Here is a 25,325-nt window from a genome sequence, read left to right as displayed (position 1 = left end):
GTGCGGAACTTTAGTTCCGCTTTTGGCGAGGCGATTCATCACCTCGCCTCCCTTGCGATCAGAAGGCGACGGGATGAATCCCGTCGCCCAAAGCGGCGATGAATCGCCGCACCCCATGTAATCCCCGCACACACATCTCCGTATTTATTTTCTCATCATGAAAAAATCCTCCGCCAAAAAATCGGCGTCCAGAATCGTCCGCGTCGCCATTATCGGCACCGGCCGCATGGCCAACACGCACGCCAAAAACTTCAACGCCATCAAAGGCTGCAAACTCGTCGCCGCCGCTGACGTTGACCGCGCCCGCGTCGAAAAATTCTGCGCCGAACACGGCATCCCCGCCGCCGGGGCTTACACCGACGTCACGCAAATGCTCGCCTCCGCCGGGATCGACGCCGTCTCCATCGTCACGCCCGACGGCTTCCACGCCCCCCTCTCCATCCAGTGCCTCCGCGCCGGCAAACACGTTCTCTGCGAAAAACCCCTCGCGCTCAACTACGCCGAGGCCCGCACCATGGTAAACGCCGCCCGCAAGGCCGGCACCATCAACATGGTCAACCTCTCCTACCGCAACTGGCCCTGCATCCAGGCCGTCCACGACCTCGTGCGCGCCGGCAAACTCGGCGAACTCCGCCACGTCGAGGCCAGCTACCTGCAAGCCTGGCTCGCCAGCAAAGTCTGGGGCGACTGGCGCACCACGCCCGCCTGGCTCTGGCGCCTCTCCAGCAAGCACGGCAGCAAGGGCGTGCTCGGTGACGTCGGCGTGCACATCGTGGACTTCGCCACCTTCCCCGCCGGTCCCGTCGCCAATGTTTACTGCAAACTCAAAGCCTTCAAAAAAGCCCCGCGCAACCGCATCGGCGAATACACGCTCGATGCCAACGACTCGGCGGTGATGACCGTCGAGTTTGCCAACGGCGCGCTCGGCACCATCCACACCACCCGCTGGTCCGGCGGACACGCCAACCGCCTCTATCTCAAAATCTCCGGCACCCTCGGCTCCATCGAGATCGACTCCGAACGCACCACCACGGGCTACCGCATCTGCACCGGTTCCGACTTCGACAAAGCCCAGTGGAAGGACGTCACCGTCAAGGCCACGCCGAGCAACTACCAGCGCTTCATCACCAGCATCCGCACCGGCAAGCAGGACCAGCCTGATTTCGAGCGCGGCGCCGAGGTGCAAAAGGTGCTCGACGCCTGCTTCCAGTCCGACGAGTTGCACGCGCCCGTGTCGGTGTAAGCACGATGTTTGACTGAGGAAAGCGGGTCTCCCGACCCGCTGACGCGGCGCAGCCGCGCAATTCCGGATGAGCGGCGCTTCGCGCCGTCGGCGGGTCAGGAGACCCGCCCTCCTCCACCCTGCCGCGCCCGCCAGATCGGTTCAAAAAGCATCAGCGCATCCAGCACCAGCGAATGCGTGATTCCACCCCGGCGGGCGAAGGCATACACGTCGTCCACCGGCAGCGTCGAAACCTGCAACTCCTCGTCCTCATCCCACGCCTGCGAATGCAGCAGGCGCACCCCATCGGCCAGAACGAAGTGACACCAGTTGTTCATGATCGCGGGATTGGGCCGCACGCTGCCCAGCAGCCGCGCCTCTGCCCTCCCTCCCCCCCCCCCCCCTTCCGCGGCCATCGCATAACCCGTTTCTTCCAGCAACTCGCGCATCCCCGCCGCCACCGGGTCCTCGCCGCGTTCGATCACGCCACCGGGAATCTCCCACGAAAAGTCGTTCGTGCCGTAGCGAAACTGGTTCACCAGCACGATCTGCCCGCCCGTCGTCACCGCCAGCACGTTGACCCAGTCCGGCGCATCAATGACGAAAAATTCGCGTTCCACGTTCCGGCGCGGATGGCGAAAGCGAACCCCCTGCACATCAAACACGCGGGTGCTCGCCACCGTGCGGTGGTCAAGCCGGTCCCAACGCGGCGGGGTGGGTGACGAAGCGTGGCTCTCTGGATGCGTGCTCATGCGCCCAAAAACAAAACCTCCCTTCGGCAAAGAAGGGAGGCAAAAATATCGAGGGAAGACTCATGAGGAGCCCCGCCCTCCGTAGCAGTCCACGTGGACGACTGCTTAGCGTTTGGCGGGCAACTTCACCTTTTGACCGACGTGGAGTTTGTTCCAGTTCACATCGGGATTCACCGCCTGGAGATCACTCAGCGAAACGTTGTTGCCACGGGCAATCTTCACGCCGGTGTCGCCGCTTTTGACGATGTATTCATCGGGACCGGCAACGGCCGGGGCACGCGGAGTCGCGGCAGCCGCGCCGGAAGCATTCGCGGCGGCGGCAGCAGCCGGGGCGGAGCCACGGCGGGAGGCGAGTTCCTGCACCTTGGCGAGTTCGCCGCGGACTTCGGTGATCACGTTGGCCACGTCACCGAAAGCCTTGCCGGTGTCGCGGGCCACGGTGTCGATCTTCCGGTTCGCCTGCTCAACCGCGGCGACGGCCGCAGCCGCCTGATTTTCCGCCTCGGAGACACGGGCGAGCTTGTCGTCTTGGGCGACGAGTTGCTTGTTGATGGAAGAGACCTTGGCCAGTGCCACGCCACCGAGCACAAGGGCAATGACGCCGACAATGACCGCCGCCACCGGGAGGTAGCTGGGTCCGTTACTTTCGCGAGAAATAGTGTCCATGAAGATGTTGGTTGGGAGAGAACGGCTATGGTGTGCAGCCCCGATGTTCAAGCAGAGAAGTGACTTTACGCAAATGCAGCACGATTTTTATGCCGATCTCCAAGGTCCGATCGCGGTCACGCCCCCGCCTTGAGCGCAGCAAGCCGCGCCTTGGCAATCTGAATCCACTCACGATTCAGGCGACGATAACGCCCGCCGGCACGCCGCGAGTAGTCCACGGTCTCCGCAAACATCGCGCGCGCCGGCTCCCGTTGCCCGCGGCGCTCCAGCAGCAGCGCGTAACGGCAGCGCGCCTCCTCACCAGAGGCCGATTTCAGCGCCTCTTGGTAGTAAATGCTTGCCCCGGTGTCGTCGCCCAGCGCCTCGTGGCCGCGCGCGGTGAGCAGCAGCCGGCCCGCCACATCGTGACGCCAGCCCTGCGCCGCCAGTGTTTGCAACGCCGCCAGCGCCTCGCGGTGCTGCCCTGCGACGAAGCGCGCCCGCGCCAGTTCGTAGGTGAGCAGCGGGTCGTCCTTGAATGCGCCGCGCAGACACGCGTTGAGCGTCTCGATCGCCTCGCCGTGACGTCCCGCCGAGGAATACGCCTGCGCGAGTTGCACACGATTTTCGATCGTGTTGGCGAATTCCAGTTCGTCCTTCAGCCTGGCGATCTTGCGGGCCGACGTTTGCGGAAGTTTTATGGATAATCCCAAACCCAATCCCCCCCCGCCGCCGCCTCCCAAAAATCCGCGTCCGCCGCGCAAATCGGGATAAATTTCCATAAAAAAATAAATCAACACCCCGCCCACAGGAAACAGCAGGATAACCCAAAACCACATGTAACTGCGCCCTGTTTTTATGAGATGCACAATGCAGGCGACCTTCGCAGCCAGCTCAATCAGCGTGGGGATGGAGATAGAGTAAAAATCAGAAAAGTTCACGGCGCGTTCTGATCTGTTTCGCCGTCCCCCCGCAAGTTGCTTTTCGCACGTCCTGCGCCGCTTGCAAACCCGCCACGGCAAAAACCTTGACCGCATCCGCCATCGGGACGTGATCGTTTCCCTTTTCAGGCTCGTGAACACCAACGCCATCACACTGACCACCAATGAGCGATAAACTCACCCACGAATGCGGCATTGCCATGGTGCGGCTCCTCAAGCCGCTCTCCTACTACCAGCAAAAATACGGCACGCCACTATGGGGGTTCACCAAGCTTTTCCTCCTCATGGAAAAGCAGCACAACCGCGGTCAGGACGGTGCCGGCGTCGCCTGCGTCAAGACGAACATCGCCCCCGGCGACCCCTTCATGTTCCGCGAGCGCTGCGTAAAGGCCAACCCGCTCGACAAAATCTTCAAAACCCTCCTCGGCCAGTACAACGAAAAAGTCGCCGACGGCACCATCCACCCCGAGTTTACCGAAACCGTCAAAGAGCACTTCGACTTCGGCGGCGAACTTTTGATGGGCCACCTCCGCTACGGCACCAGCGGCGGTTACAGCCTCTCCTCCTGCCACCCCTATTTCCGCCGCAGCCCCTGGCCCACGCGCAACCTCGCGCTATGTGGCAACTTCAACATGACCAATACTGCGGAGCTCAACGACAGTCTCATCAAAATGGGGCAGCATCCGATCTTCGCGACCGACACCCAGGCACTCCTCGAAAAAATCGGTTTCTACCTCGACGAAGAACACGTTGACCTCTACCGCGCCCTCCGCGACCAAGGCCTGCCCGGCGAGGAAATTTCCCATCGCATCAGCGACGAACTCGACCTCACCCGCGTCATCAAACGCTCCTCCACCCACTGGGACGGCGGCTTCGCCCTCTGCGGCCTCATCGGCAACGGCGACGCCTTCGTCGCCCGCGACCCCTCGGCCATCCGCCCCGCCTGGTATTACCAGAACGACGAAGTCATCGCCTTCGCCTCCGAACGCGCCCCCCTCATGACCGTGTTCGACATCGGCAACGCAACCGACGTGCACGAAGTGCAGCCCGGCCACGTCATGGTCATCAAAAAAAGCGGTGCCATGACCTCCACCCCGTTCATGGCCCCGCTCCCCCGCGCCTCGTGTTCATTTGAGCGCATCTACTTCTCGCGCGGCAACGACCTCAACATCTACGAAGAACGCAAGGCCCTCGGCGCGCGCCTCGCCGATCAGGTCCTCGACGCCGTGAATCACGAGTGGGGCAACTCCGTGTTCGGCTACGTGCCCAACACCGCCGAAGTTGCCTACTACGGACTCCTCCACGCCCTCCGCGAACGCCGCCGCGACATCGTCAAAAAATCCATCATGGACGCCTGCCAGAAAGGCGCCCTCACCGAAGACCTCCTTGACGACCTCATCCTGCGCAACTGGCCGCACGGCGAAAAAGTCGTCTCCAAGGACATCAAGATAAGAACCTTCATCGGTCAGGAAGGCATGCGCAATCACCTCGCCAGCCACGTTTACGACATCACTTACGGCTCTGTGCGCCCCGGCGTGGACAACCTCGTGTGCGTGGACGACTCCATCGTGCGCGGCACCACCCTGCGCGGCTCCATCCTGCGCATCCTCGCGCGCCTCAACCCCAAGAAAATCGTCATTGCCTCCACCGCGCCGCAAATCCGCTACCCCGACTGCTACGGCATCGACATGTCGGAGATCGGCAAGTTTGTGGCCTTCGAGGCCGCCGTCGCCCTCCTCAAGGAACGCGGCAAAGCCGACGTCCTGCAAGAAGTGTATTCACTTTGTCGTGACGCCGTGCGAACCGGCGAGACCGTCAACCACGTCCGCAAAATCTACGCTCCCTTCAGCGCCGAGGAAATCTCGACCAAGATCACGCAACTCGTGCGCCCGCGGAACATCGAATGGCAAGGCGAGTTCCAGATCATTTTCCAAACCATAGAAAACCTCCACGCCGCCGTGCCCGATCATCCCGGCGACTGGTATTTTTCTGGCAAATACCCAACTCCCGGCGGCTTCCACGTCGTGAACCAAGCTTACCTGAACTACTACGAAAAACACGAAGGCCGCAGCTACTGACGCCCTCCCCCCCCCCCCGGCTCCCGCCCGCCATCCCGACAAAAAACGACAAAGCCTCCTCCAACATAGAGCAGTTTCATTTAAGCTGTAGCCATTTGATACCTGGTAGGGAGGCCTCTCCGAGGCCTCCGAAATCACGCTCTAACCACCTATGAGTTTCGCATCCTCTCACCACGCACAACGGAGGCCTCGGAGAGGCCTCCCTACCGTTAAGACAACGGACACAATTCAACTGAAAACGCTCTAGTTATCATCAATGCGTGTGGCGGGGGGGGGGGGGGGGACAAATCGCCCACAACGCTGCCCGGAATACTCCACATCCAAAAACGTCAGGCTGATGGTGCCTTGGTCCGCTTCCGCGACACGGTCTTTTTCGAGGCCGCAACTTTGGCTGCTTTCGGAACCGGTGCCTTTGCCACCGTCTTTTTGACCGCCTTGTCCGCGGTTTTATTGAGGTGTTTGAGTTTCTTTCGCGCGTGTTTCGCGGCTGCTTTTGCTTCCGCGAGCGCCTTGCGGGCTTTTCTGACTCCGGCTTTGGCCGCTTTCACCAATGCGTGTGCCGCCTCGAATCGCTTCAACGCCTTTTCCACTTCCTGATGAAGCTCCGTTGCTGCTGTCTTGTCGGCGGTTTTGGTTACCTGCTTTTTCGTTTTGCTCATGGTATTTTGTTTCCTGGGTTGAGTGATCGCCGCCGGGCAATCACCCGGCTACGATCCAGTTTGTTACCCATCCGTAACACATCGCCTCTCTCGCCAGCAAACCTTGTAATGTTACATTTTCAGCAGAGGCCGTGGCGGGTTCGCTGTCCACTCAGCAAGATATGCATGGTAATTGGCCGGAAAATGCGGTGTCATGTCTTTGGAAAAACGGTCAGTAGCCAAGTTATGAAGATACTTTTGGTCAGCCCAAAGACCCCCGACACATTCTGGAATTTCCAGCACGTGCTGCGTTTCGTGGCGAAAAAAGCGGCCTTCCCGCCGCTCGGCCTGCTGACCGTCGCCGCCATGCTGCCGCGCGACTGGGAACTGCGGCTCGTCGATCTCAACGTCCGCTCCTTGGACGACGCCGACCTGCGCTGGGCCGACTACGTTTTTCTCGGTGCCATGATTGTGCACGGCGATTCCGTGCGGGAAATCGCCCGGCGTTGCGCCGCCCTCGACCGGCAGATCATCGCGGGCGGACCGCTCTTCACCACCGGCCACGAGAATTTTCCGGAGATCCCGCACTTCGTTCTGGGCGAAGCGGAGATGATCATGCCCGAAGTGATCGCCGACCTGCAACACGGCGCGCTGCAGCCCGTTTACCGCGCCCCCCCCTTCCCCGGCCTCGCCGGGACGCCCGTGCCGCGCTGGGACCTGATTCGCATGAGGGACTACGTGACGATGTCCGCGCAATTTTCCCGCGGCTGCCCCTTCGATTGCGAGTTCTGCGACATCATCGTGATGAACGGACGCGTGCCGCGCACCAAGTCGCCCGAACAGTTCGTCGCCGAACTCGAGGCCCTGCGCCAGTGCGGCTGGAAGGACATGGTGTTCGTGGTGGACGACAATTTTATCGGCAACAAGGCGCGCACCCGCGCCCTCCTGCACGCCATTATCGCGTGGCGCGAACGCACGCGGCCGCAGATGGGTTTCCTCACCGAGGCTTCGATCAATCTCGCCGACGACGCCGACCTGATCGCGCTCATGATCACGGCCGGCTTCCGCAAGGTGTTTGTCGGGATCGAAACGCCCTCGGCCGCGTCGCTCGACGAGTGTCACAAGGTGCAAAACCGCGGCCGCGATCTCGTCGCCTCGGTCCAGGTTCTGCAACGGTCCGGGCTCGAGGTCATGGGCGGCTTCATCGTCGGCTTCGACAGCGACACCCGCGACATTTTCAAGCAGCAGTTCGATTTCATCCAGCGTTCCGGCGTGGTGACGGCGATGGTCGGGCTGCTCACCGCCCTGCCGCGGACGCGGCTTTATGAGCGGCTGAAACGCGAGGGCCGGCTTCTCGCCAGTTCCACGGGCAACAACACGGATGCCACGCTCAATTTTCTGCCCCAGCTCAACCGCGACTATCTCGAGTCCGGCTACCGCGAGTTGATGCGCCGGCTCTACGAACCACGCAACTACTACCGGCGCATCCGCGTTTTCCTGAAAACCTACCAGGCAACGGGCGGGCGGCTGCGGTTGTCGTGGGCGGATGTGTCGGCGTTTCTGAAATCGTTCTGGCTTCTGGGCGTCTGGCATCGAGGCCGCTTCGCCTACTGCCGGTTTTCCCTGGTCACCCTGCTCCGCCGTCCCGGCCAGTTTCGCGTGGCGATCGAGCTGGCGATCATCGGCCACCATTTCCGCTGCGTCGCCGCCCGGTTGTAAGCGAGGGTCTGTCAGAGACCGAAGGGCAGGCACTGCTTCAGCGCAGCGGCGTGCCCGGGGGCAACGAGTTTGTCCTTCGACGCGCGCCGTTTGGATTTCGTGCTTTTTGAAGCGAGCAGATGCCGGAAGCCGGGTGTCCGGCGCAGCATCTTGCCGGTGCCGGTTATCTTGAATCGCTTGGAGATGGATTTTTTGGTCTTTTGCATAAATGTATTCGGTTAAATGATACGGAATGCGGCCGTAATTAACTGCCGGGAATTTCGGTGATCAGGCACTCGGTCGTGAGGAGCAGGCCGGCGATCGAGGCGGCGTTTTGCAGTGCGGTGCGGGTTACTTTTGCCGGATCGACGACGCCGGCCTTAAGCAAGTCCTCGTATTCGCCCGTGGCGACGTTGAAGCCGTGGTTACCTTTCCCGGCCTCCACCCGGGCAATGACGACTGCGCCTTCGATACCGGCGTTGGCGCAAAGGGCGCGGATGGGAGACTCGATGGCGCGGCGCACGATCTGAGCACCGATGTCTTCGTCGCCTTCGAGTTTCAGCGCATCGATGACCGGGCCGCAGCGCAGCAGGGCGACGCCGCCTCCGGCGACAATGCCTTCCGCCACGGCGGCCCGGGTGGCGTGCAGCGCATCGTCGAGACGCGCCTTTTTCTCCTGCATTTCGAGTTCGGTCGATGCGCCGACCTTGATCACCGCGATGCCGCCCGCGAGTTTGGCCAGACGTTCCTGGAGTTTTTCACGGTCGTAATCCGAAGTGGTTTCCTCAATCTCGCGGCGAATCTGTTTGATGCGCGTCTGCACATCCGCCGGCGTGCCCGCCCCGCCGATGATGATCGTGCTTTCCCTGTCCACGGTGATGCGCTTGGCGCCGCCGAGTTCGCTGAGGGAAATGTTCTCCAGCTTCATGCCGAGGTCCTCGGTGAAACAGCGTCCGCCAGTAAGCGTGGCGAGGTCTTCCAGCATGGCCTTGCGGCGGTCACCGAATCCGGGGGCCTTGACCGCGCAGACATTCAGGATGCCGCGAATCTTGTTCAGGACGAGGGTGGTGAGCGCCTCGCCTTCGATATCCTCCGCGATGATCAGCAGCGGACGTTTCCCCTGCGCGATTATCTGAAGCAGGGGCAGGAGGTCCTGCACGCTGGTGATTCTCTTTTCGTGAACGAGCACATACGCGTCTTCCAGAACCGCCTCCATGCGATCCTCGCCGGTGGTGAAGTAGGGCGAGAGGTAGCCTTTGTCGAACTGCATGCCTTCGACCACCTCGAGCGTGGTCTCGACGGATTTGCCTTCCTCCAGCGTGATCGTCCCGTCCTTGCCCACCTTGTCCATCGCGTCGGCGAGGATGCGTCCAATGGAGTCGTCCCAATTCGCCGAGACGGTCGCCACCTGCCGGATTTCGTCGCCGGTGGATACTTTCCGCGACACGCGCGCGAGTTCGAGAACCGCGGCCTCCACGGCCTTGTCGATGCCGCGCTTGAGGAAGATGGGGTTGCAGCCGGCGGTGACGCTGCGCAGCCCTTCCTTGTAGATGGACTCGGCGAGCACGGTGGCGGTGGTGGTGCCGTCGCCCGCGGCTTCGGAGGTTTTGGATGCCACTTCCTTCACCATCTGCGCGCCCATGTTTTCGTAGGGATCGGGCAGTTCAATTTCGTTGGCGACGGTGACGCCGTCCTTGGTCACCGTGGGTGAGCCGAATTTTTTGTCGATGACGACGTTGCGGCCCTTGGGACCGAGCGTGACTTTTACGGCGCGGGCGAGGAGTTCGATGCCGCGAAGAATTTTCTGACGGGCCGCCTCGTCGAAAAGGAGTTGTTTTGCTGCCATGGTAGTTGAGTCGTGAGTTGTGATTGAGCGTTAAAAAATGGAGGGCCGGGCGGTGACGCGGAGGGGGGGGGGGGGGGGGGGAGGGTGAAACTCACCGACGCGCCAGTTCTTGGACAGTCGGGAGTTTGTAGATGATTTTGCCTTCGAAGATTTCGCGCAAGGCGACGTCTTCGGGCTCCATTTTTTCCAGCGATTCCACGAGCGGGCGGTGGCCTTGCCGGAGCTGTTTGACTCGGCGCGACACGACATTGATCAGGATGTATGGGTCGTCGATGACTTTGAGTGCGTTTTGGATGTAGTCGTCTCTCATAAAAATGGCGGGCCGTGCTGCACGGCATTGTGGTTGTGGTGGTGAATGACAGATTCCCAGCCCCTGGTTCTCGGCTGGTTCAGGCATTTTATAACTAATTTATCAAAAACGCGATATATATCACCGTTCCCGGCGGCTGGGTCGGGCAACGTGCTCGCGGGGCAACCGCTTGAAATGTTTATAGTTTAAGGGGGGGGGGGGGGGGAGAGATTACCGGCATGTGTCAGTCGGTCGTCACTTGGATGCTGTTCTCGATGACGCCTGTGGCAATGGCGTGGCGGGTGAGTCCGGCGGTGTCGTGGATGTCGAGCTTGTTCATCAGTTGCTGCCGGTGTTTTTCGACCGTCTTGATGCTGATGCCGAGTTCGGCCGCGACCTGTTTGTTGGCGGCACCTTCAGCCACAAGTTGCAGCACCTCCGCCTCACGCGTGGTCAGCGACTGGCTGGGCTTCGCACGAGGTGTGCCGGTTTCGAGGGACCGTCGCGCCGCGTCCTGCAGGCGTTTCAAAATCGACGGGCTGAAATACGGATGCCCGGCAACGATTTCTTTGATCGCGCGGACCAGCACCTGCCCGGAGTTTTGCTTAACCAGATAACCGGACGCGCCGACCGCGGCCATTTTCGCCACATACTCGTCGTCGCTGTGCGCGGAGAGCACCAGCACCTTGGTGGCGGGTGCGATGAGCAGAATCTGGCGCGTCGCCTCGAAGCCGTTGAGCACGGGCATGGCGATGTCCATCACGACAACGGCGGGGCAGAGTGTTCGGGCCAAGTCCACGGCTTGGCGGCCGGTCGAGGCTTCGCCGACGACTTCGAAGGCGGCATCCAGCGCCAGCAGCGACCGCAATCCTTCGCGGACGATGGCATGGTCTTCGGCGAGTAATACGGTGATCCGTTTCATGAATCCGTTCCTCCCTGATTGCGGTGAAATGGAATCTGGGCCCGCACGGTGGTGCCCTCGCCCGGCGCCGACACGATATTCAGCCTTGAAGTTACGGCTGCGCGCCCGGGCAAACCTGCCGAACGGACAGGCAACCTGCCATGCGTCTGCTGGCGAAGGTGACGTTGCAACGCGATGTGATACCGTTTCTCGAATTTTATATTGGTGTCGGTTCTCATGACTGCGTCCTGTCACGCGGGGTTTTTGTCGCCGGATGGCGGTTCCTCTCAGGGCCGGGGAAGGCATATCGGTACCTGCGTCTGTCTGTTACCTAATGCGAACGGCCGATGATGGCGAGAAGTCGTTTGTGGGGTGATCACCCCACTGAACCTATCCAGTTGTTTTTCCTGCGATGCGTCGTCGTGCAACAGAGTTCATCATCATCCATCCGCTCCGACGCCCCGCCGCCGTTTCCGGGGCGTGGCGGCATTTCGTCGTCCGCGATGTGGGTTACACCCCATAGTGAACGGTCGGCCTCCTGCCGTATTGTTGTTTCACGCTGGCATCCCCCTCCGCCCAAGCTCCGGCAAACAGCCGGAACTCCAAGCCTCGGAATGCACGAGAAACAAAATATATGGAAAACTACATCTGCAAATTTATCGTTCCCACCGACGCCCCGGACATGTCCACCGGGCTCGTGGTCGAACAGTCTGGCCAATTCGTCCGGCACGCACGCAACGCCCTGAAAAACCTCTTCCGGTTTCTGCCTCGGCCCGAAAAATTCAGATCGGAGGGCGGCCTGAAATCCCTCCGGCTCGCATCTGTTTTGTCGGCCGCCATGCTAACCTCGGTGTTCACCTTGGGCGCTGACGGACCCTCGTCCGGCGCCACCACGAATCAGTCCCAAGGCGGCAGTCAGGAAACCGCCTCTTCGATGCAGGCATCCGATGTCGTTCGTAAGCTCAATGCCGGCAATCAACGCATGCGAACAGGCCACTCCCAAGAGACAGGATTACAGGGACCGTCATCCGGGCAGCAGCCCCCGTCCGGCAGGGTCAGGGCGGTGGATGCTTTCGTGGTGACCAGTGTGGAACTGGCGCCCTTGGTCCCCGAAATCCTCGATGCCGAACCAGGCGCGATTGTAACGGAGGCGGTGGACCTTGAGAACATTACCGAGGACGACGTCCGGCGCATTGTCGAAAAATTCCTCACCACCAATGCGCCTCTTTTCTTGGTGCTCGTGCAGCCGACACCCGAACTTGAAGCCCTATACGGCGGCTCGAAGTCGCAGATGGACGACGCGCTCGACCGGATTGCGACGAACGCAAGAAACCGCATCCTCGATCTGAGCCCCATACTGAATGACCGCGTCCGGAACGGAACGCTAAGCATGATCAACGGAACCTATAACCGAACATCTCTGGAAGTCGTGCTCCTCCGCATGCCGTCCGGCGGACAGACTTGGGATTCAGGTTACCGGCTTCCGCCTCCGGATACCATGATCCCGGTGAGCCCGTCTTCCTGATTTCATAGGATCGCGCATCCCGACGCCCCTCGGGCGGAGGCATCCATCCTCCGCCGTTAGGGTTACACCCCATGGCAGCCGGGCCCGCCCTGACCATAGAGTATGGGTCGGCACCCCGATAACGGAATGCACGTTTGCCGTCACGTTGGCGACAAACGGAAACAAGGAATCGAAAAACTCACCATGAACACACTCGAAATCAAAGGCGACTGGAACATCATCAAGGGAAAGTTGAAGCAAAAGTGGGCCAGACTCACCGATGACGATCTCCAATGCGCCGAAGGCAAACAGGATGAATTGATCGGCCGGATACAGAAGCGCACCGGTGAAAGCCGTGACGCAATCGAAAAGGCGATCAACGAATACGGAAAACGGCCATGAAAGATCACGTCTACAAGCTCGTCGAACTCACCGGCACCTCGACCACGTCCATTGAGGACGCGGTGGACAAGGCCATCCGGCGCGCCCACAAAACTGTAAAAAACCTCTGCTGGTTCCAAGTGGTGGAAACGCGCGGCAACATCGACAAGGGCAAGGTGCAACACTGGCAGGTCACCATCAAGGTCGGCTTCTCCGTGGAAAACGGAGTGCGTCCTTGATGATAACGGTAATGGTGCGGACCGGTGACGACCGCGGGGAGGACGGAGGCCAAAAACAGCGGGCGCGCGTCCTCTGGTAGGGTAAGACCCAATAACGGCAGAGCTTCAAACGGCGTATACTATTCCATGCTAAAAATCATACGTCCGATTCTTTTACCTGTGACGGTGTTCGCCGCAACGTTTGGCGTTCCGGCCACCGTTTCCGCCCAGTCAATCCTGCTTTCCGCAGGTGACTTCACGCTGCTTGGCGGCACGACCATCACCAGTTCCGGTGCCAGTGGCACGGTGATCAGCAACGGTAACGTTGGTGTCGGTCCGGGCACCGCGGTCTCCGGCTTTCCTCCGGCATTGATCGTAAACGGGGGCATCATCGAAACCGGCAGTGTGACCAACCAAGCGCATCTCGATCTCATCAAGGCAGCCACAGGGCTGGCCCTCATGGCGTTCGACACGAACTTGGGTAACGTGAATCTGGGCGGGCAAACCCTGCTCCCGGGTATTTACAAATTTGACTCCGCGGCGGCTTTGACCGGAGCACTCGTGCTCGACGCCAACGGACAGGATGACGCGTTCTGGGTTTTCCAGATCGGCACCTCGCTCACCACCTCCGTGGGGGCCTCGGTCACGGTAATCAATGCCGGTTCCAACGGCGGCAGCGACCTCGGCATTTTCTGGAACACCGGGACTGAAATCACATTCGGCGCCGACAACGTGATCGCGGGAAATTACATTTCCGGCACCAGCATCACCGCTGGCGACGGAACCGCTGGCGGAGCCCGGCTCCTCGCGCTGGCCGCCGTCACCCTCGGCAACAACCAGATTGATGCCTTGGGAGGACTCGGTGGCGGCGACTGGACCGGCGGCCTGACGTATGCCGCCGACGGCATTACCATGGTGCCCGTTCCGGAGCCGGCCGCGGTTCTCTGGCTGGCCCCCCTCGGCGCCCTCGGCTTCACCCTCTGGCGGCGGCGTCAGGGTCATCGCAAAGCGGCCGCGTAAAAACCGGGACTCATGTTGGATTTGTAGTATTTTTAACAATACACCAGTCACTTGCCGGACGCAGACTGGACACGTTGCCGATTATGGAGTTTGCTGAGGACAGAGCCGAACAACGGTGCAAAACCCGGACATGGGAAGGCTTGATCACATTTTGAAAAATCCAACACCCCTTAAATCGCAGAAGCGCCGGCCCGCCCGTGCGGCATCACTTGCCACCCCCGCGCCCTCCGCGCCGATCAAACGACCGGTAGATCGCTCCTTCCCCATCGTGGGCATCGGAGCCTCGGCCGGAGGCTTGGAGGCCCTCGTGCAGTTCTTCGAACAGGTGCCGCCGGACTGCGGCATGGCCTTTGCGGTCGTCCAGCATCTGGACCCCACGCAGAAGGGAATGATGCCGGAACTGCTCCAGCGCTCCACCTCCATGAAGGTGACGCAGGTGACGGATCGCATCCGGGTCCGTCCGGGACGCGTTTACGTGATCCCGCCCAACCGCGACCTGTCGCTCCTCCACGGGACGCTGCACCTGCTCGTCCCCGCCGCGCCCCGCGGCCTGCGCCTGCCCATCGATTTCTTTTTCCGCTCCCTCGCCGAGGACCAGCAACAGCGAAGCGTGGGCATCATCCTCTCCGGCATGGGCAGCGACGGAACGCTGGGCCTGCGCGCCATCAAGGAAAAGGCCGGGGTCACCCTGGTGCAGGACCCGGCCACGGCGAAGTTCGACGCCATGCCGCGCAGCGCGATCGATGCGGGTCTGGCGGATATCGTGGCTCCCGCCGGGCAACTGGCCGACAGGCTGATCGCCTACCGCCAGCACCGCCCGCGCATCGGCAAGACCGGCCCGCTGCTTCTGGAGGGAAACATCCGGGGCGCTCTGGAAAAGATCGTGATTCTGCTGCGCGCCCACACCGGCAACGATTTCACCCTGTATCGCCGCAGCACGCTCGACCGCCGGGTCGAACACCGCATGGGCATCCACCGGATCAGCAAAATCGACGCCTACGTCCGGTATCTGCAGGAAAATCCTCAGGAGCTGGACATCTTCTTCAAGGAACTGCTGATCGGGGTGACGCGCTTCTTTCGCGACCCCCCGGCCTGGCAGCAACTGGCCCAAACGCTCCCTGCCCTGCTCGCGGGCCGCGGCCCCGGCGGGACCCTGCGGGCATGGGTGGCCGGCTGCTCGACCGGCGAGGAAGCCTACTCGCTCGCCATCCTCCTCACCGAGGCGCTCCAGAACGCCCGGCCCGCGGACCATGTTGCCCTGCAAATCTACGCGACCGACTTGGACAAGGACGCAATCTCCCGTGCCCGCCAGGGGCTTTTCCCGGAAAACATCTCTGCCGACGTGTCGCCGACGCGGCTCGACCGGTTTTTCGTCAAGGAACCCGATGGTTACCGCGTGAACAAGCAGATCCGCGCGGCGGTGACCTTCGCTCCGCAAAACCTCATCATGGACCCGCCGTTCACCAAGCTGGACCTCCTCTGCTGCCGGAACCTGCTGATCTACCTGACCCCGGAATTGCAGCGGAAACTATTCCCCCTTTTCCACTACTGCCTCAACCCCCGCGGCGTGCTGTTTCTCGGCAGCGCGGAGAGCATCGGCGGCTTTGCCGGCCTGTTCACTCCGCTGGCGATCAAGGAGCGGATTTTCCGGCGGACCGAATCGGCGCCGCCCGGCAGCCATCTCGACTTCCCCGCCGTCTTCGCGTCCGCCGCGGCGGAACGGACGGACACTCCGCAGGCGGCGCAACGCCCCAGCCCCAGCCTCCAGTCGCTCGCCGATCATCTGCTCCAAGCCCGCTTCGCCCCACCGGCGGTGCTCGTCAACGAACGGGGAGACATCCTCTACATCAACGGCCGCACCGGCAACTACCTCGAACCCGCCGCCGGCAAGGCCAACTGGAACGTGATCGCCATGGCCCGCGAAGGACTGCGCCACCCGCTGGTCGACGCCCTCCAAAAAGCGCACCAGAAAAAAACCGCCATCACCGTCCGCGGCATCAAGGTCGGGGACGGCGCGCGCTCCGTGGACCTTCTCGTGCAGGTGCTCGACGAACCCGGGGAATTGCGCGGCATGGTGTTGATCGTCTTTTCCGACACCGCCGGCCCGGTCGAGACCTCCCCCATCGGCAAAGCCGGGAAAGCCTCCCTTCGCAGTCCCGCCATCCGCGAACTGGAGCGCGAACTGCAACGCGCCCGGCAGGAGGCGCACGCCTGCCGCGAGGAGATGCAGACATCGCAGGAAGAACTCAAGTCCATGAACGAAGAGCTGCAATCCACCAACGAGGAACTGCAGTCCACCAACGAGGAACTCACCACCTCGAAGGAAGAGATGCAGTCGCTCAACGAGGAACTGCAAACCGTGAACGCCGAGCTGCAATCCAAACTCGACGAACTTTCCGCGGCGAACAACGACATGAAAAACCTGCTCAACAGCACCGACATCGCCACGGTGTTTCTGGACAATGCGCTCTGCGTGCGGCGCTTCACCCTCCAGGCCGGGACCATCATCAAGTTCATCCCGGGCGACGTGGGCCGGCCCATCACCGACCTTGCCTCCGACCTGCTCTACCCCGCCCTCGTCGAGGACGCGCGGGAAGTGCTGCGGACCCTCGTGTTTTCGGAAACCTCGATCACCACCAAGGACGGACGTTGGTTCATCGTGCGTATCATGCCCTATCGCACCATGGACAACCGGATCGACGGCGTGGTCATCACCTTCACCGACGTGACCGCGTCCAAGAAAGTGGAGGCCGACCTGCGCGAGCAGCACGACCGACTGGCCAGGCAACTCGCCGGGCAGCACCGCTCCCCAGATCCGGCTCCCGGGCCTCCGCCGCCCCACAAACCCGCGCCCGCCGCGAGGAAACCCAGGCCATGAAAAAGCAGCCGACGCCTCCGGAGACCGCCCACGCGCTGCGCCGCCGCGCCGAGGACCGGCTGAGCCGGAGGCCGGCCCGAAAATCGCTCACCGCGCTCCATGCCGACTCGCAGCGTCTCGTTCAGGAATTGCAGATCCACCAGATCGAACTGGAACTGCAGAACGAAGAGCTGAAGCAGGCCAAGGCCCGGGTGGAGGAAGGTCTGGAAAAATACACCGACCTCTATGAATTCGCTCCGGTCGGCTATTTTTCCCTCGACGAAAAAGGCCTGATCCTCGACGCGAACCTGACCGGGTCCACCCTGCTCGGGGTCGTGCGATGCCAACTTATTCGCCGCTGTTTCCAGACCTTCGTGGCACCGCGCAGCAGGCCGGCCTTCGACGCCTTTTTCGAAAAAATCTTCACCGGACAAGGCCGGCAGTCCTGCGAAACATCGCTGATGGCAGCCGACCGGACCGTTTTTTGGGCGGACCTGCAAGCCACGTCGGCCACACCCCGGGCTGGCGCGGACACCTGGTGCCGGGTGGCGGTCACCAACATCGAGGCGCGCAAACAGGCGGAGGAGGCGCAACGCCGCGTCGAACTCCTCGCCGCCTCGAACCGGAAGCTGGAGGAGGAGATTGTCCGGCGTCAGGCGACGGAGACAGCACTCAAAAAAAGCGAGTTGCACACCCGCCGGCTGCTGGAGCAATCGCGGCAACTTCAGGAAAAGCTGCGCCGCATCTCCCACCAGATACTGACGGTGCAGGAAGACCAGCGGAAGAAGATCAGCCGCGAACTGCACGACGAAATCAGCCAGCTCCTCGTGGGCATCATCGTCCATCTGGTCAACTTCACGAAGGAGGCGGAGCTCAACCCGGATCGTATCCGAAAAACAATTACTCCCCTGCGCCGGCTGGTCGAAAAGTCGGTGCTGACCGTGCACCGCTTCGCCCGCGAGCTCCGGCCCGCGATGCTGGACGACCTCGGTCTGATCCCGGCGCTTCGCGCCTACATCGACAGTTTCCACCGGAAGAAGGGCCGCTGCATCCGGTTCATGGCCTCGACCGACGCCGACGTCCTGGACAACGACAGGCGCACGGTTCTCTACCGGGTCGCCCAGGAATCTCTCGTCAACATGGCCAGGCATTCGCAGGCGCGCGTGGTGACGGTGCGTCTGCTCAAGATCGGGGGCAGGGTGATCTTGGAGATCAGCGACGACGGCAAGGCGTTCGACGTGGCCCGTCTCACCTCCGCCCGTTGGAACCAGCGCCTCGGTCTGGTCGGTATGCGCGAGCGCGTGGAGATGGTCGGCGGTCGCTTCAGCGTCGAGTCGGCGCCCGGCGCGGGCACGACCGTCCGGGCTGAGGTGCCGGTTCAGGACATTCCGGATTGATTCATTCGTTTTCCAATACCCGATATCGAAACGTCAGACCCGGCTCCGGGTGTCTAACGAGGTGGCGACGCGGGAACCTTCCCTGTTTGATGTATCCGAAGCAATGATACGAATGACGGCGATGGCGAGCGAGCTCCAGCCGAAGAGCGGGCCCAGGAATTTCAGACGTGGAAAAACGGCGCTCTGGAGGCGGAAGCCCAGCGAAATGGCTGTAAACCGCGCAAGCGGCGGAAGCCGCCGCCATGCTGCCAGCGCCCGGTCCAGGCACGCCAAAGGCCGCGCCACGCGGGCCGCCGCCTCTGCGCATCGTGTGCGATGAAGTGCGATCTCCCGCCGCAACGCGGCCTTGCGGCCAGCCAGTATGCTCAGTTCCCGGGACGGATACATGTGCGGTCTTTCCCGATTTCATCCAGCGTGGCGGCAAATGGTTTTGCCTGGCGGGCGAGGTGGCGGCGAAACGCGATGACGAGCGCCGCCAGCGTCCCGGCATAGATGACCGTCAACCCGCCGAGCACGGCAAGGCGGGCGCTCTCCCAGAAGAAATAAACCAGCGTGAAGCTGGCAAACATGACCGCCATCATGGCGGTGAAGGCAATCGCGCTGATCCAGATGAAGGCCTGGATCAGGCGAAACTTTTCTTCCTGGAGTTCGACGGAAAACAGTTCGAGACGGTGTTGCAGGCTGGCGATGAAACCATCGCTCAACGCGCGCACCGAGTCCACGAAACCGGGCGAATCGGGAGGAGTTGACGGTTGCATTTCAAGCAACGGGTTACTTGCTGCGGCGGCCCATCAGGACGCCGGCGAGCAGGCCGGCGCCGACCGCGATGGCCAGAGACTGATAGGGATGGGAGCGGATGGCCTCGTCGGCGCAGTGCGCGCCGGCGGCGACTTTTTTCTTCGCGCACGCGCAGAGACCAGCCAGGCTTTCCTGAGCAGCGTCGTAGCGTTCGCGCAGTCTGCCGAGGATGTCCGCGGTTTGTTCATTGGCGGGCTCATTGGCCAGCTTTTCGACTTCAGCGACGAGGGTGTGAAGTTCGTCCAGGAGTTCCTTGGAGGTGCGGGCAGCGGTTTCTGTATTGGTTTTCATAGGCATATAAACAGGTGATTGAATGGAGATGACCGGAAGCGGTCAGGTCCGCCTTGAGCGGACCAGCGAGATGATGAAGAGAACGAGGAAGATGATGAAGAGAACCTTGGCGATCGTGGCGGCAGTGCCGGAGATGACGCCAAAGCCGAGGACGCCCGCGATGAGCGAGACGATGAGAAAGATGAGAGCGTAGCTTAGCATGTGAGGATGTGGGTTACAGGGTTTTGGGTCCGCGGAGCAAACCGACCAGACCCGCGATGGAGGCGATGATGCCACCTAGGAGCAGCCATATGGTTTTGTCGGTCGGAGCACCGGTGAAAAAGCGGGAGAAGGCGGAACCGATCGAGTCGGAGGCGCTGACGCCGTAGATGATGAGAACGATGCCGCCTGCGAGCAGAGCGACTGATATGATTTTATTCATGTTTTTTGCAGTTTGAACGTTTGCGTAACAAGGCGCCTGCAATGGGCAGGCGCCGATGTTCGTGGCGGGGATGGATAGTGGTGTTTGAAGAAACCCGGCTCCCCCCCCCCCCGGCCGCTGGCGCTTAGCTTTTTACGGTCATGTTGTTGTTGACCGACTTCACGCCGCGAACGTCTCCGGCGAGCTTGGTGACGAGAGCCTTTTCGGCATTGGAGTCGGCTTCACCGGTGATGGCGACCACGCCGTTGACCGTGGTGACCTTGGTCTTGAGGGCGCTGGTCGACTTGTGGCTGAAGAGCGCGTATTTCACCTGGGTGGTGATGGAGGCGTCGTCGATCGTCTCGCCGACCGTTGTCTCCGTGGCGGGTTTGGCTTCCACCACGATGTTGTTCGTGACCGATTTCACCCAGTCGATCTCTCCGGCATAAATCCCGGTGAGTTCTTTCTGGGCAACATTGTCGGCCGTGCCGGTAAGAGTGACGACACCGTCCTGCACGTCGACCTTGGTGGTGGCGATGCTGACGTTGGCTTTCGTCAGCAACCGGCTGCGAATTTTGAAGGCCATCCACGCGTCAGAGTGCTCTGGATAGGTGGACTTGATGGCGAGTTTGTTGTCCACGCTGGTGACGCCCGGGAGATTTTCCACGGTGTCTTCGGCGAGGGCTTTTTCGTCCTTGTCCTGCACGGTGCCGGTGAGGGTGACCACGCCGTCGCGGGCTTTCACCTTTACGTTGCCATCAAGGACTGCGCGATAGTTCCAGGACGCCTTCGCGGCATCCTCGATCTTGCGATCGGTTTCGGGTGAGGCGAACAGGACGATCGGGCTGACAATGAGGACGGCTAACAGGACTGACATGTTTTGAATTTTCATATGCTGAAGCACAACCCTACGCCATCCGCGCCGCCGCCGCTATGGGGTCTAATCCTACCATCGTGCCACCGCCCCTTGGTTGTCTCGTGGCAAAGGCGAGATCCCGGGTCTGTGCGCGTCGGCAATCGCTGGCGGAGCCTGCCCCGTCGGAGGATCGCCGCCGGGGTGGGTGAACACCCCATGTCGGACGGCAACGTTCGTGCTTATATTTTCACCGGGGCCAACCGGCAAGTCGATCCCGAGCGAACCGCCCGACCGAAGATCGCCGTCCGTCCTTGTCCGGGACCATGCATCAATTCGACCTTATTCTGACCCTGACCGGCGGCTTCATCACAGCACTCGTGCTGGGTCTGGGCACGCAGCGCCTGGGACTTTCTCCCATCGTCGGCTATCTGCTGGCCGGCATCGTTGTCAGCCCGCACACGCCCGGTTTTGTCGCCAACAAGGAGATGGCGGAGCAGCTTTCGGAAATCGGCGTCATCCTGCTGATGTTCGGTGTGGGCCTGCAGTTTCATTTCAAGGAACTGCTGGCAGTCAGGCGCGTCGCGATTCCGGGTGCGCTGGTGCAGAGTGCCGTGGCAACACTGCTGGGCGCCGTGGTGGTGCATTGGTTCGGGTGGAGCTGGCCGGCGGGCATCGTTTTCGGCCTCGCCCTTTCCGTCGCGAGCACGGTCGTGTTGACCCGCGTGCTGGTGGACAACAATCATCTGCACACGCCGACCGGGCACATCGCGATCGGCTGGCTGGTGGTGGAGGATCTGCTCACGGTGTTCGTGCTTGTCCTGCTCCCGGCGCTTTTCGGACCGGGCGGACATGCTGGCGGCGGCGGGATTTCGCTGGCGATGGGTGTGGCGGCCCTGAAGATCGGCGCGCTGGTCGCGTTTACCTTTGCGGTCGGCAACTGGCTGATCCCGCGCCTGCTCACGGCCATCGCCGCCACGGGTTCGCAGGAGTTGTTCACGCTTGGCGTGCTGGCGATCGCCCTCGGCATCGCCGTGGGATCGGCGGCGTTGTTCGGCGTGTCGATGGCGCTGGGGGCGTTCCTGGCCGGCATGGTCGTGGGGCGGTCGGACTTCAGCCTGCGGGCGGCCACGGACGCGCTGCCGATGCGCGACGCGTTCGCGGTGCTCTTCTTCGTTTCGATTGGCATGCTTTTCGATTTTGGCAGTCTGCTGGCCACGCCCTGGATCGCGCTCGCCACGCTCGGCGTCGTCCTGATCGGAAAACCAGTGGCCGCACTCGTCCTCGTCGTGGCGATGCGTTATCCGTTCCGGGTGGCCTTGTCGGTGTCGGTGGCGCTGGCCCAGATCGGCGAGTTTTCCTTCATCCTCGCGGCCATGGGTCGCCAGTTGGGCGTCCTGCCCGAGCAGGCGAGCAACATCCTGGTCGCAGCCGCAGTCGTCTCGATCACGCTTAACCCGCTTCTCTATCGCACCGTGAAGCCGGTCGAAGCATGGGTCTCGCGCATGCCGTGGCTCTGGCATTGGCTCAACGTGCATGATCACGGTGCGCGCGCGGCCACCAGAACGCCGAAGGTGGATGCGCGACATCGGGCCGTGGTGGTGGGTTACGGGCCGGTGGGGCAGACGGTGGTCCGGTTGATGAAGGACAACGACATCGAATCAACCGTCGTCGAACTCGATCTCAAGACGGTACAACACCTGCGATCCGAAGGGGTGGAGGCGGTGTACGGCGATGCCGGCCGTCCCGAGACGCTCCGTCAGGCGGGCCTCAGACAAGCCGCCGTTCTCATCCTCAGTGCGTCAAGCATCGAGGCAGGTCGCGAGGTGATTCGCATCGCGCGCGAACTCAATCCGCGCATTCGTGTGCTCGCGCGGACCGCTTCCCTGCACGAAGTGGCCGCCCTGCGCATCGCGGGGGCGGATCGCGTCTTTACAGGCGAGGGTGAAGTCGCGCTGGCGATGACGGAATTTATCCTCGGCCAGTTCAACGCGACACGCGAGCAGATCGACCGGGAACGCGAGCGGATTCGGGAAGAGCTGTTTGATAAACGGACCGGATGATTTTCACTGCCCTTAAGGGCTTATGATATATGTTGGCGATCAGCCTGACAAAAGGGGGCGAAACACCAAGATACATTTGGTCGTGGATGCGCATGGTATGCCGGTCCGAGTCATTGTTACGCCAGTTCCCGGACACCATGAAGGGCCGGCTTTCACTGCGTATCGAGGAATGCTTGATCCCCCGAGGCGCAGCCGGAGATTTTCGTCCGTTCCGGCCCTCTCTTGGCGAGATCCCGGTGGGATCGTTATTTGACGATGAGGTTGTTCTTCACGCCGGCCACACCCTTCACTCCAGCAGCGACGCGGCCTGCCTGGGCTTTTTCTTCGTAGGTGTTAACGAAGCCGCTCAATTGCACGACGCCCTTGTAGGATTCGACGCTCACATCGAAGCTCTTTACGATCGGGTCGTTCAGCAAGGCGGTCTTCACCTTCGCGGTGATGGCGCTGTTATCGACGTATTCACCGGTGCTTTCACCCGTGGAGGAGGAAGCGCAGCCCGTGGCGAAGAATAAAACGCCGGGGGCGGTGCAGAGGAGCGCGGAGAGCGCGATGGATTTAAAGGAAGTTTTCATTACGAGATGGATGGTAACCTCCGGTTGCCCGTGGTTCGTTTATTTCGACAATATTTGTTTGGCGGCGGCGGGCGGACGCAACGTCCCGCGTTCATCCTCGCCCGAGCGTGAGGCCTTCAGGATGGCGAGCCGGCTCCAGCCACGCCATCGGCCGGGCGCCAGCCTCGAACTCGGGACATGCAGCGGACAAGCACGCACGGAGGTTGTCCCGGGCCCGGGCGATGCGGCTTTTCACCGTGCCGATATTGATGCCCAGCACCCGGGCGATCTCACCGTAAGCGAGCGTGTGACTCAGCGTGAGAATCGCGCGCTGCCGGTCTTCGAGCCGTGCCATGCCGACGGCGATCAATTCGGTGAATTCGCGCGTCACCGCCTCGCGGGGCGGACTGGGGGTGCCGCACTCCATCAAATCCAGCAGGGTGGACGCACCCTCCTCGCCGACCGTGTAGTCGAGCGAGATGGTCGCATGGCGGTATCGGCGATGGAAATACCAATAGCGGTTGCGCGCCAGATTAAGGGCGACGTGGTGCAGCCAGGTCGCGAGCGAGGACTCGCCCCGGAAGGTGCCGAGACACCGGTGGGCATGGATGAAGACGTCTTGCGCGATCTCCTCGGCGTCCCCGCGGTTTCGAAGCATGGAAAACGCGACCGAAAACAAGCGCACCTGGTGCCGGCCCACGATTTCAATAAACGCGGCTTCATCCCCGCCGCCAAAACGAACCACCAGGGCGGCGTCGTAAACGGCCTCCCGGCGTGATTTTTCGGCGCGCTCCTCTCGAGTAGGGGAATCCGGGCGGGATGCAGGCGAAACCGAATCGGCAAAGGAAATCACGCCTGCAGCTTATTACATCCCGGCGCCTGCGAACATGGGGTGATGTGCCCGTCCGTGAAGGAGGTTAACGCTGAGGCGGTCCTCAGCCGGATGCTCAGCCGGATGGCGAGGAGCCAGCCTCACTCCTTCACCGCCGCGTGGACGATCCGGGTCTCGCAGGTTCGCGCGTATCCGCCCCCCTGATACCCGCCCCAAGTGGCCGCCACCGCTCCGATGGCGAAAGCGATAAAATAACCGAACGAAAGGATCGCCAGCGTCCTCGCCCCCGCTTCGGCCGCTTCGCGCGCCTTGACCTCCGCCGCCTCCTTCACCGCGGTGAGATCGGCTTTCAGCCGCTCATACGTCGCCGTCCAATCCGCGACCGCTTTGTTGGCGGCTGCCTCGCTCAGACCGGCTTCATCGACGAGGACTTTGACCAAGGCGGTGCGGTTCACATCCCTGTTTTCCTCCTGCATCGGATTAAAAAACCGGGCCACGGCCATGCCTACCTCTCTTTTGGCGCGGATGGAGGTGTTGCCGGTCTCGCCCGCAGGACGGCTGCCTACTGCTTCGTCGGTGAAGCTGGCGAAGGTGTTGTCGGATTGCCTGATCGCGTCCCTGGCCATGTCCGCTGCGCCGCCCGCGAGTGCCGCCGCCGGCTGGCCGGCCAAGGAGAGGCCGCCGCCTACGATTTTGGATAAATCACCCAACGCCCAGCCCGCACCGGCGGAAACAAATAAGACTCCAGCCACGGTGGCCGCGCTCCAAACGATAAAACCGTGCAGCCAGGCGGTGCCGCGTACACCCGCCGGCGTAAAACGGCCGGCCACCCAGCCGCCAAACCAAAGCGAGACGACGGCGCTCAGGCCCTGAACGATCAGGGCGCCCGCCCCCAAGGAGACGACAGGACTCTCGTCCGTCAGTGGGCTGTAAATGGCAAACCCCAGACCCGCTCCCAGCAACATGAACAACACTTGAAGGGCGATGGCTGCAATGAGGCCAGCCAGGATGGCTGCCCAAGAGACGGAGCGGAACGCATGGCCCAGCCTGTCATAGGTGACGGACGAGACGGCATGCTCCGAGGGAGAAAGTAATGAGACGGAATTCATAAAATAATTTGTTAATTTTCAATAAGCTGAATTTTCGGGCG

General features: G+C 61.9%; 27 protein-coding genes and 1 pseudogene. 11 read left to right on the top strand and 17 right to left on the bottom strand.

The window, feature by feature from the left end:
• Window positions 1-157: 157 nt before the first annotated feature.
• Window positions 158-1,243, top strand: a complete 1,086-nt coding sequence (locus OBACDRAFT_RS00750; protein WP_198529825.1) for a Gfo/Idh/MocA family protein — start codon at window positions 158-160, stop codon at window positions 1,241-1,243.
• Between the two features lie 95 nt (window positions 1,244-1,338).
• On the opposite strand, the gene OBACDRAFT_RS00745 is transcribed toward OBACDRAFT_RS00750, so the two are convergent.
• The 3 genes from OBACDRAFT_RS00745 to OBACDRAFT_RS00735 all read right to left on the bottom strand — a co-directional run bounded on the left by OBACDRAFT_RS00745 (window position 1,339) and on the right by OBACDRAFT_RS00735 (window position 3,560).
• Window positions 1,339-1,974: an NUDIX hydrolase gene (locus OBACDRAFT_RS00745; protein WP_043582022.1), complete on the bottom strand. Its 636-nt coding sequence runs from the start codon at window positions 1,972-1,974 to the stop codon at window positions 1,339-1,341.
• Between the two features lie 105 nt (window positions 1,975-2,079).
• Window positions 2,080-2,640 carry a LysM peptidoglycan-binding domain-containing protein gene (locus OBACDRAFT_RS00740; protein ID WP_043582021.1) on the bottom strand — a complete coding sequence of 187 codons (561 nt, stop codon included), beginning with the start codon at window positions 2,638-2,640 and terminating at the stop codon, window positions 2,080-2,082.
• 116 nt (window positions 2,641-2,756) lie between these two features.
• A complete protein-coding gene (locus OBACDRAFT_RS00735; RefSeq protein ID WP_043582020.1) occupies window positions 2,757-3,560 on the bottom strand; it encodes a tetratricopeptide repeat protein in 804 nt (267 codons plus the stop codon).
• A gap of 164 nt (window positions 3,561-3,724) precedes the next feature.
• Here OBACDRAFT_RS00735 and OBACDRAFT_RS00730 point away from each other — a divergent pair, with 164 nt between their 5' ends.
• Window positions 3,725-5,638 carry an amidophosphoribosyltransferase gene (locus tag OBACDRAFT_RS00730; RefSeq protein WP_043582018.1) on the top strand — a complete coding sequence of 638 codons (1,914 nt, stop codon included), beginning with the start codon at window positions 3,725-3,727 and terminating at the stop codon, window positions 5,636-5,638.
• Window positions 5,639-5,967: 329 nt separating this feature from the next.
• Here the strand turns inward: OBACDRAFT_RS00730 and OBACDRAFT_RS24755 are convergent, their stop codons facing one another.
• A complete protein-coding gene (locus tag OBACDRAFT_RS24755; protein WP_052360800.1) occupies window positions 5,968-6,297 on the bottom strand; it encodes a hypothetical protein in 330 nt (109 codons plus the stop codon).
• A 225-nt stretch (window positions 6,298-6,522) separates the two neighbouring features.
• On the opposite strand from OBACDRAFT_RS24755, the gene OBACDRAFT_RS00720 reads away from it, so the two are divergent.
• Window positions 6,523-7,995: a B12-binding domain-containing radical SAM protein gene (locus OBACDRAFT_RS00720; RefSeq protein WP_043582016.1), complete on the top strand. Its 1,473-nt coding sequence runs from the start codon at window positions 6,523-6,525 to the stop codon at window positions 7,993-7,995.
• 11 nt (window positions 7,996-8,006) lie between these two features.
• Here OBACDRAFT_RS00720 and rpmI read toward each other — a convergent pair whose 3' ends face one another.
• The 5 genes from rpmI to OBACDRAFT_RS28770 form a co-directional block, all read right to left on the bottom strand.
• Window positions 8,007-8,201, bottom strand: coding sequence for a 50S ribosomal protein L35 (gene rpmI, locus OBACDRAFT_RS00715; protein WP_043582014.1), 195 nt, complete (start codon window positions 8,199-8,201; stop codon window positions 8,007-8,009).
• A gap of 38 nt (window positions 8,202-8,239) precedes the next feature.
• Window positions 8,240-9,820 carry a chaperonin GroEL gene (gene groL / locus OBACDRAFT_RS00710; RefSeq protein WP_043582012.1) on the bottom strand — a complete coding sequence of 527 codons (1,581 nt, stop codon included), beginning with the start codon at window positions 9,818-9,820 and terminating at the stop codon, window positions 8,240-8,242.
• A 91-nt stretch (window positions 9,821-9,911) separates the two neighbouring features.
• Window positions 9,912-10,130, bottom strand: a complete 219-nt coding sequence (locus OBACDRAFT_RS00705; protein ID WP_043582009.1) for a DNA-directed RNA polymerase subunit omega — start codon at window positions 10,128-10,130, stop codon at window positions 9,912-9,914.
• Between the two features lie 223 nt (window positions 10,131-10,353).
• On the bottom strand, window positions 10,354-11,031 hold the full coding sequence (locus tag OBACDRAFT_RS00700; protein WP_043582008.1) for a response regulator: 678 nt from the start codon (window positions 11,029-11,031) through the stop codon (window positions 10,354-10,356).
• Window positions 11,028-11,249, bottom strand: coding sequence for a hypothetical protein (locus tag OBACDRAFT_RS28770; protein ID WP_198529824.1), 222 nt, complete (start codon window positions 11,247-11,249; stop codon window positions 11,028-11,030). Before OBACDRAFT_RS28770 ends, OBACDRAFT_RS00700 begins: the two co-directional genes overlap by 4 nt.
• Before the next feature lie 395 nt (window positions 11,250-11,644).
• Between OBACDRAFT_RS28770 and OBACDRAFT_RS00695 the strand changes: the two genes are divergently transcribed.
• The 6 genes from OBACDRAFT_RS00695 to OBACDRAFT_RS00670 all read left to right on the top strand — a co-directional run bounded on the left by OBACDRAFT_RS00695 (window position 11,645) and on the right by OBACDRAFT_RS00670 (window position 18,387).
• The gene (locus OBACDRAFT_RS00695) at window positions 11,645-12,535 is read left to right on the top strand and encodes a hypothetical protein (protein ID WP_052360798.1); all 891 of its coding nucleotides are present in this window, start codon (window positions 11,645-11,647) and stop codon (window positions 12,533-12,535) included.
• A gap of 183 nt (window positions 12,536-12,718) precedes the next feature.
• Window positions 12,719-12,916, top strand: a complete 198-nt coding sequence (locus OBACDRAFT_RS00690) for a CsbD family protein (protein WP_043582060.1) — start codon at window positions 12,719-12,721, stop codon at window positions 12,914-12,916.
• Window positions 12,913-13,134 carry a dodecin gene (locus OBACDRAFT_RS00685; protein WP_043582007.1) on the top strand — a complete coding sequence of 74 codons (222 nt, stop codon included), beginning with the start codon at window positions 12,913-12,915 and terminating at the stop codon, window positions 13,132-13,134. The genes OBACDRAFT_RS00690 and OBACDRAFT_RS00685 overlap by 4 nt, the downstream gene beginning before the upstream one ends.
• Window positions 13,135-13,260: 126 nt before the next feature.
• Window positions 13,261-14,133: an ice-binding family protein gene (locus tag OBACDRAFT_RS00680; protein WP_081721732.1), complete on the top strand. Its 873-nt coding sequence runs from the start codon at window positions 13,261-13,263 to the stop codon at window positions 14,131-14,133.
• 151 nt (window positions 14,134-14,284) lie between these two features.
• On the top strand, window positions 14,285-17,011 hold the full coding sequence (locus tag OBACDRAFT_RS00675; protein ID WP_043582058.1) for a chemotaxis protein CheB: 2,727 nt from the start codon (window positions 14,285-14,287) through the stop codon (window positions 17,009-17,011).
• Window positions 17,008-18,387, top strand: a complete 1,380-nt coding sequence (locus OBACDRAFT_RS00670) for a PAS domain-containing sensor histidine kinase (protein ID WP_043582006.1) — start codon at window positions 17,008-17,010, stop codon at window positions 18,385-18,387. Before OBACDRAFT_RS00675 ends, OBACDRAFT_RS00670 begins: the two co-directional genes overlap by 4 nt.
• A 365-nt stretch (window positions 18,388-18,752) precedes the next feature.
• On the opposite strand, the gene OBACDRAFT_RS00660 is transcribed toward OBACDRAFT_RS00670, so the two are convergent.
• The 5 genes from OBACDRAFT_RS00660 to OBACDRAFT_RS00640 all read right to left on the bottom strand — a co-directional run bounded on the left by OBACDRAFT_RS00660 (window position 18,753) and on the right by OBACDRAFT_RS00640 (window position 20,753).
• A complete protein-coding gene (locus OBACDRAFT_RS00660; RefSeq protein WP_043582005.1) occupies window positions 18,753-19,145 on the bottom strand; it encodes a phage holin family protein in 393 nt (130 codons plus the stop codon).
• 13 nt (window positions 19,146-19,158) lie between these two features.
• A complete protein-coding gene (locus OBACDRAFT_RS00655) occupies window positions 19,159-19,476 on the bottom strand; it encodes an ElaB/YgaM/YqjD family protein (RefSeq protein WP_043582004.1) in 318 nt (105 codons plus the stop codon).
• A gap of 42 nt (window positions 19,477-19,518) precedes the next feature.
• On the bottom strand, window positions 19,519-19,677 hold the full coding sequence (locus OBACDRAFT_RS26085) for a DUF1328 domain-containing protein (protein WP_043582001.1): 159 nt from the start codon (window positions 19,675-19,677) through the stop codon (window positions 19,519-19,521).
• A 13-nt stretch (window positions 19,678-19,690) separates the two neighbouring features.
• On the bottom strand, window positions 19,691-19,897 hold the full coding sequence (locus OBACDRAFT_RS00645) for a DUF3185 family protein (RefSeq protein ID WP_043582055.1): 207 nt from the start codon (window positions 19,895-19,897) through the stop codon (window positions 19,691-19,693).
• Window positions 19,898-20,021: 124 nt separating this feature from the next.
• The gene (locus OBACDRAFT_RS00640) at window positions 20,022-20,753 is read right to left on the bottom strand and encodes a BON domain-containing protein (protein WP_232766460.1); all 732 of its coding nucleotides are present in this window, start codon (window positions 20,751-20,753) and stop codon (window positions 20,022-20,024) included.
• A gap of 302 nt (window positions 20,754-21,055) precedes the next feature.
• Here OBACDRAFT_RS00640 and OBACDRAFT_RS00635 point away from each other — a divergent pair, with 302 nt between their 5' ends.
• Together OBACDRAFT_RS00635 and OBACDRAFT_RS31090 are read left to right on the top strand one after the other, a co-directional pair.
• Window positions 21,056-22,792 carry a cation:proton antiporter gene (locus tag OBACDRAFT_RS00635; protein WP_043581999.1) on the top strand — a complete coding sequence of 579 codons (1,737 nt, stop codon included), beginning with the start codon at window positions 21,056-21,058 and terminating at the stop codon, window positions 22,790-22,792.
• Window positions 22,793-22,826: 34 nt separating this feature from the next.
• Window positions 22,827-22,913 (top strand): annotated as a pseudogene (locus tag OBACDRAFT_RS31090) (IS5/IS1182 family transposase); the annotation flags it as partial.
• A gap of 124 nt (window positions 22,914-23,037) precedes the next feature.
• Here OBACDRAFT_RS31090 and OBACDRAFT_RS00630 read toward each other — a convergent pair.
• The 3 genes from OBACDRAFT_RS00630 to OBACDRAFT_RS00620 all read right to left on the bottom strand — a co-directional run bounded on the left by OBACDRAFT_RS00630 (window position 23,038) and on the right by OBACDRAFT_RS00620 (window position 25,284).
• Complete coding sequence (locus OBACDRAFT_RS00630) at window positions 23,038-23,364, bottom strand: BON domain-containing protein (protein ID WP_043581998.1); 327 nt, start codon at window positions 23,362-23,364, stop codon at window positions 23,038-23,040.
• 91 nt (window positions 23,365-23,455) lie between these two features.
• On the bottom strand, window positions 23,456-24,196 hold the full coding sequence (locus OBACDRAFT_RS00625) for an RNA polymerase sigma factor (protein WP_052360795.1): 741 nt from the start codon (window positions 24,194-24,196) through the stop codon (window positions 23,456-23,458).
• Between the two features lie 119 nt (window positions 24,197-24,315).
• A complete protein-coding gene (locus tag OBACDRAFT_RS00620) occupies window positions 24,316-25,284 on the bottom strand; it encodes a hypothetical protein (protein ID WP_043581997.1) in 969 nt (322 codons plus the stop codon).
• Between the last annotated feature and the right edge of the window lie 41 nt (window positions 25,285-25,325).

This window comes from Geminisphaera colitermitum TAV2 (assembly GCF_000171235.2).
Classification (GTDB): Bacteria; Verrucomicrobiota; Verrucomicrobiia; order Opitutales; family Opitutaceae; genus Geminisphaera; species Geminisphaera colitermitum.
The sequence above is the reverse complement of the archived record's forward strand: the minus strand, read 5'-3'. Positions and strand labels throughout refer to the sequence as shown.

Excerpts from the sequence above, each read along its gene's own strand:
- OBACDRAFT_RS00750 (WP_198529825.1), top strand. The coding sequence starts at position 158 with ATGAAAAAATCCTCCGCCAAAAAATCGGCGTCCAGAATCGTCCGCGTC.
- OBACDRAFT_RS00745 (WP_043582022.1), bottom strand. The coding sequence starts at position 1,974 with ATGAGCACGCATCCAGAGAGCCACGCTTCGTCACCCACCCCGCCGCGT.
- OBACDRAFT_RS00740 (WP_043582021.1), bottom strand. The coding sequence starts at position 2,640 with ATGGACACTATTTCTCGCGAAAGTAACGGACCCAGCTACCTCCCGGTG.
- OBACDRAFT_RS00730 (WP_043582018.1), top strand. The coding sequence starts at position 3,725 with ATGAGCGATAAACTCACCCACGAATGCGGCATTGCCATGGTGCGGCTC.
- OBACDRAFT_RS24755 (WP_052360800.1), bottom strand. The coding sequence starts at position 6,297 with ATGAGCAAAACGAAAAAGCAGGTAACCAAAACCGCCGACAAGACAGCA.
- OBACDRAFT_RS00720 (WP_043582016.1), top strand. The coding sequence starts at position 6,523 with ATGAAGATACTTTTGGTCAGCCCAAAGACCCCCGACACATTCTGGAAT.
- rpmI (WP_043582014.1), bottom strand. The coding sequence starts at position 8,201 with ATGCAAAAGACCAAAAAATCCATCTCCAAGCGATTCAAGATAACCGGC.
- groL (WP_043582012.1), bottom strand. The coding sequence starts at position 9,820 with ATGGCAGCAAAACAACTCCTTTTCGACGAGGCGGCCCGTCAGAAAATT.
- OBACDRAFT_RS00705 (WP_043582009.1), bottom strand. The coding sequence starts at position 10,130 with ATGAGAGACGACTACATCCAAAACGCACTCAAAGTCATCGACGACCCA.
- OBACDRAFT_RS00700 (WP_043582008.1), bottom strand. The coding sequence starts at position 11,031 with ATGAAACGGATCACCGTATTACTCGCCGAAGACCATGCCATCGTCCGC.
- OBACDRAFT_RS28770 (WP_198529824.1), bottom strand. The coding sequence starts at position 11,249 with ATGAGAACCGACACCAATATAAAATTCGAGAAACGGTATCACATCGCG.
- OBACDRAFT_RS00695 (WP_052360798.1), top strand. The coding sequence starts at position 11,645 with ATGGAAAACTACATCTGCAAATTTATCGTTCCCACCGACGCCCCGGAC.
- OBACDRAFT_RS00690 (WP_043582060.1), top strand. The coding sequence starts at position 12,719 with ATGAACACACTCGAAATCAAAGGCGACTGGAACATCATCAAGGGAAAG.
- OBACDRAFT_RS00685 (WP_043582007.1), top strand. The coding sequence starts at position 12,913 with ATGAAAGATCACGTCTACAAGCTCGTCGAACTCACCGGCACCTCGACC.
- OBACDRAFT_RS00680 (WP_081721732.1), top strand. The coding sequence starts at position 13,261 with ATGCTAAAAATCATACGTCCGATTCTTTTACCTGTGACGGTGTTCGCC.
- OBACDRAFT_RS00670 (WP_043582006.1), top strand. The coding sequence starts at position 17,008 with ATGAAAAAGCAGCCGACGCCTCCGGAGACCGCCCACGCGCTGCGCCGC.
- OBACDRAFT_RS00660 (WP_043582005.1), bottom strand. The coding sequence starts at position 19,145 with ATGCAACCGTCAACTCCTCCCGATTCGCCCGGTTTCGTGGACTCGGTG.
- OBACDRAFT_RS00655 (WP_043582004.1), bottom strand. The coding sequence starts at position 19,476 with ATGAAAACCAATACAGAAACCGCTGCCCGCACCTCCAAGGAACTCCTG.
- OBACDRAFT_RS26085 (WP_043582001.1), bottom strand. The coding sequence starts at position 19,677 with ATGCTAAGCTACGCTCTCATCTTTCTCATCGTCTCGCTCATCGCGGGC.
- OBACDRAFT_RS00645 (WP_043582055.1), bottom strand. The coding sequence starts at position 19,897 with ATGAATAAAATCATATCAGTCGCTCTGCTCGCAGGCGGCATCGTTCTC.
- OBACDRAFT_RS00640 (WP_232766460.1), bottom strand. The coding sequence starts at position 20,753 with ATGTCAGTCCTGTTAGCCGTCCTCATTGTCAGCCCGATCGTCCTGTTC.
- OBACDRAFT_RS00635 (WP_043581999.1), top strand. The coding sequence starts at position 21,056 with ATGCATCAATTCGACCTTATTCTGACCCTGACCGGCGGCTTCATCACA.
- OBACDRAFT_RS00630 (WP_043581998.1), bottom strand. The coding sequence starts at position 23,364 with ATGAAAACTTCCTTTAAATCCATCGCGCTCTCCGCGCTCCTCTGCACC.
- OBACDRAFT_RS00620 (WP_043581997.1), bottom strand. The coding sequence starts at position 25,284 with ATGAATTCCGTCTCATTACTTTCTCCCTCGGAGCATGCCGTCTCGTCC.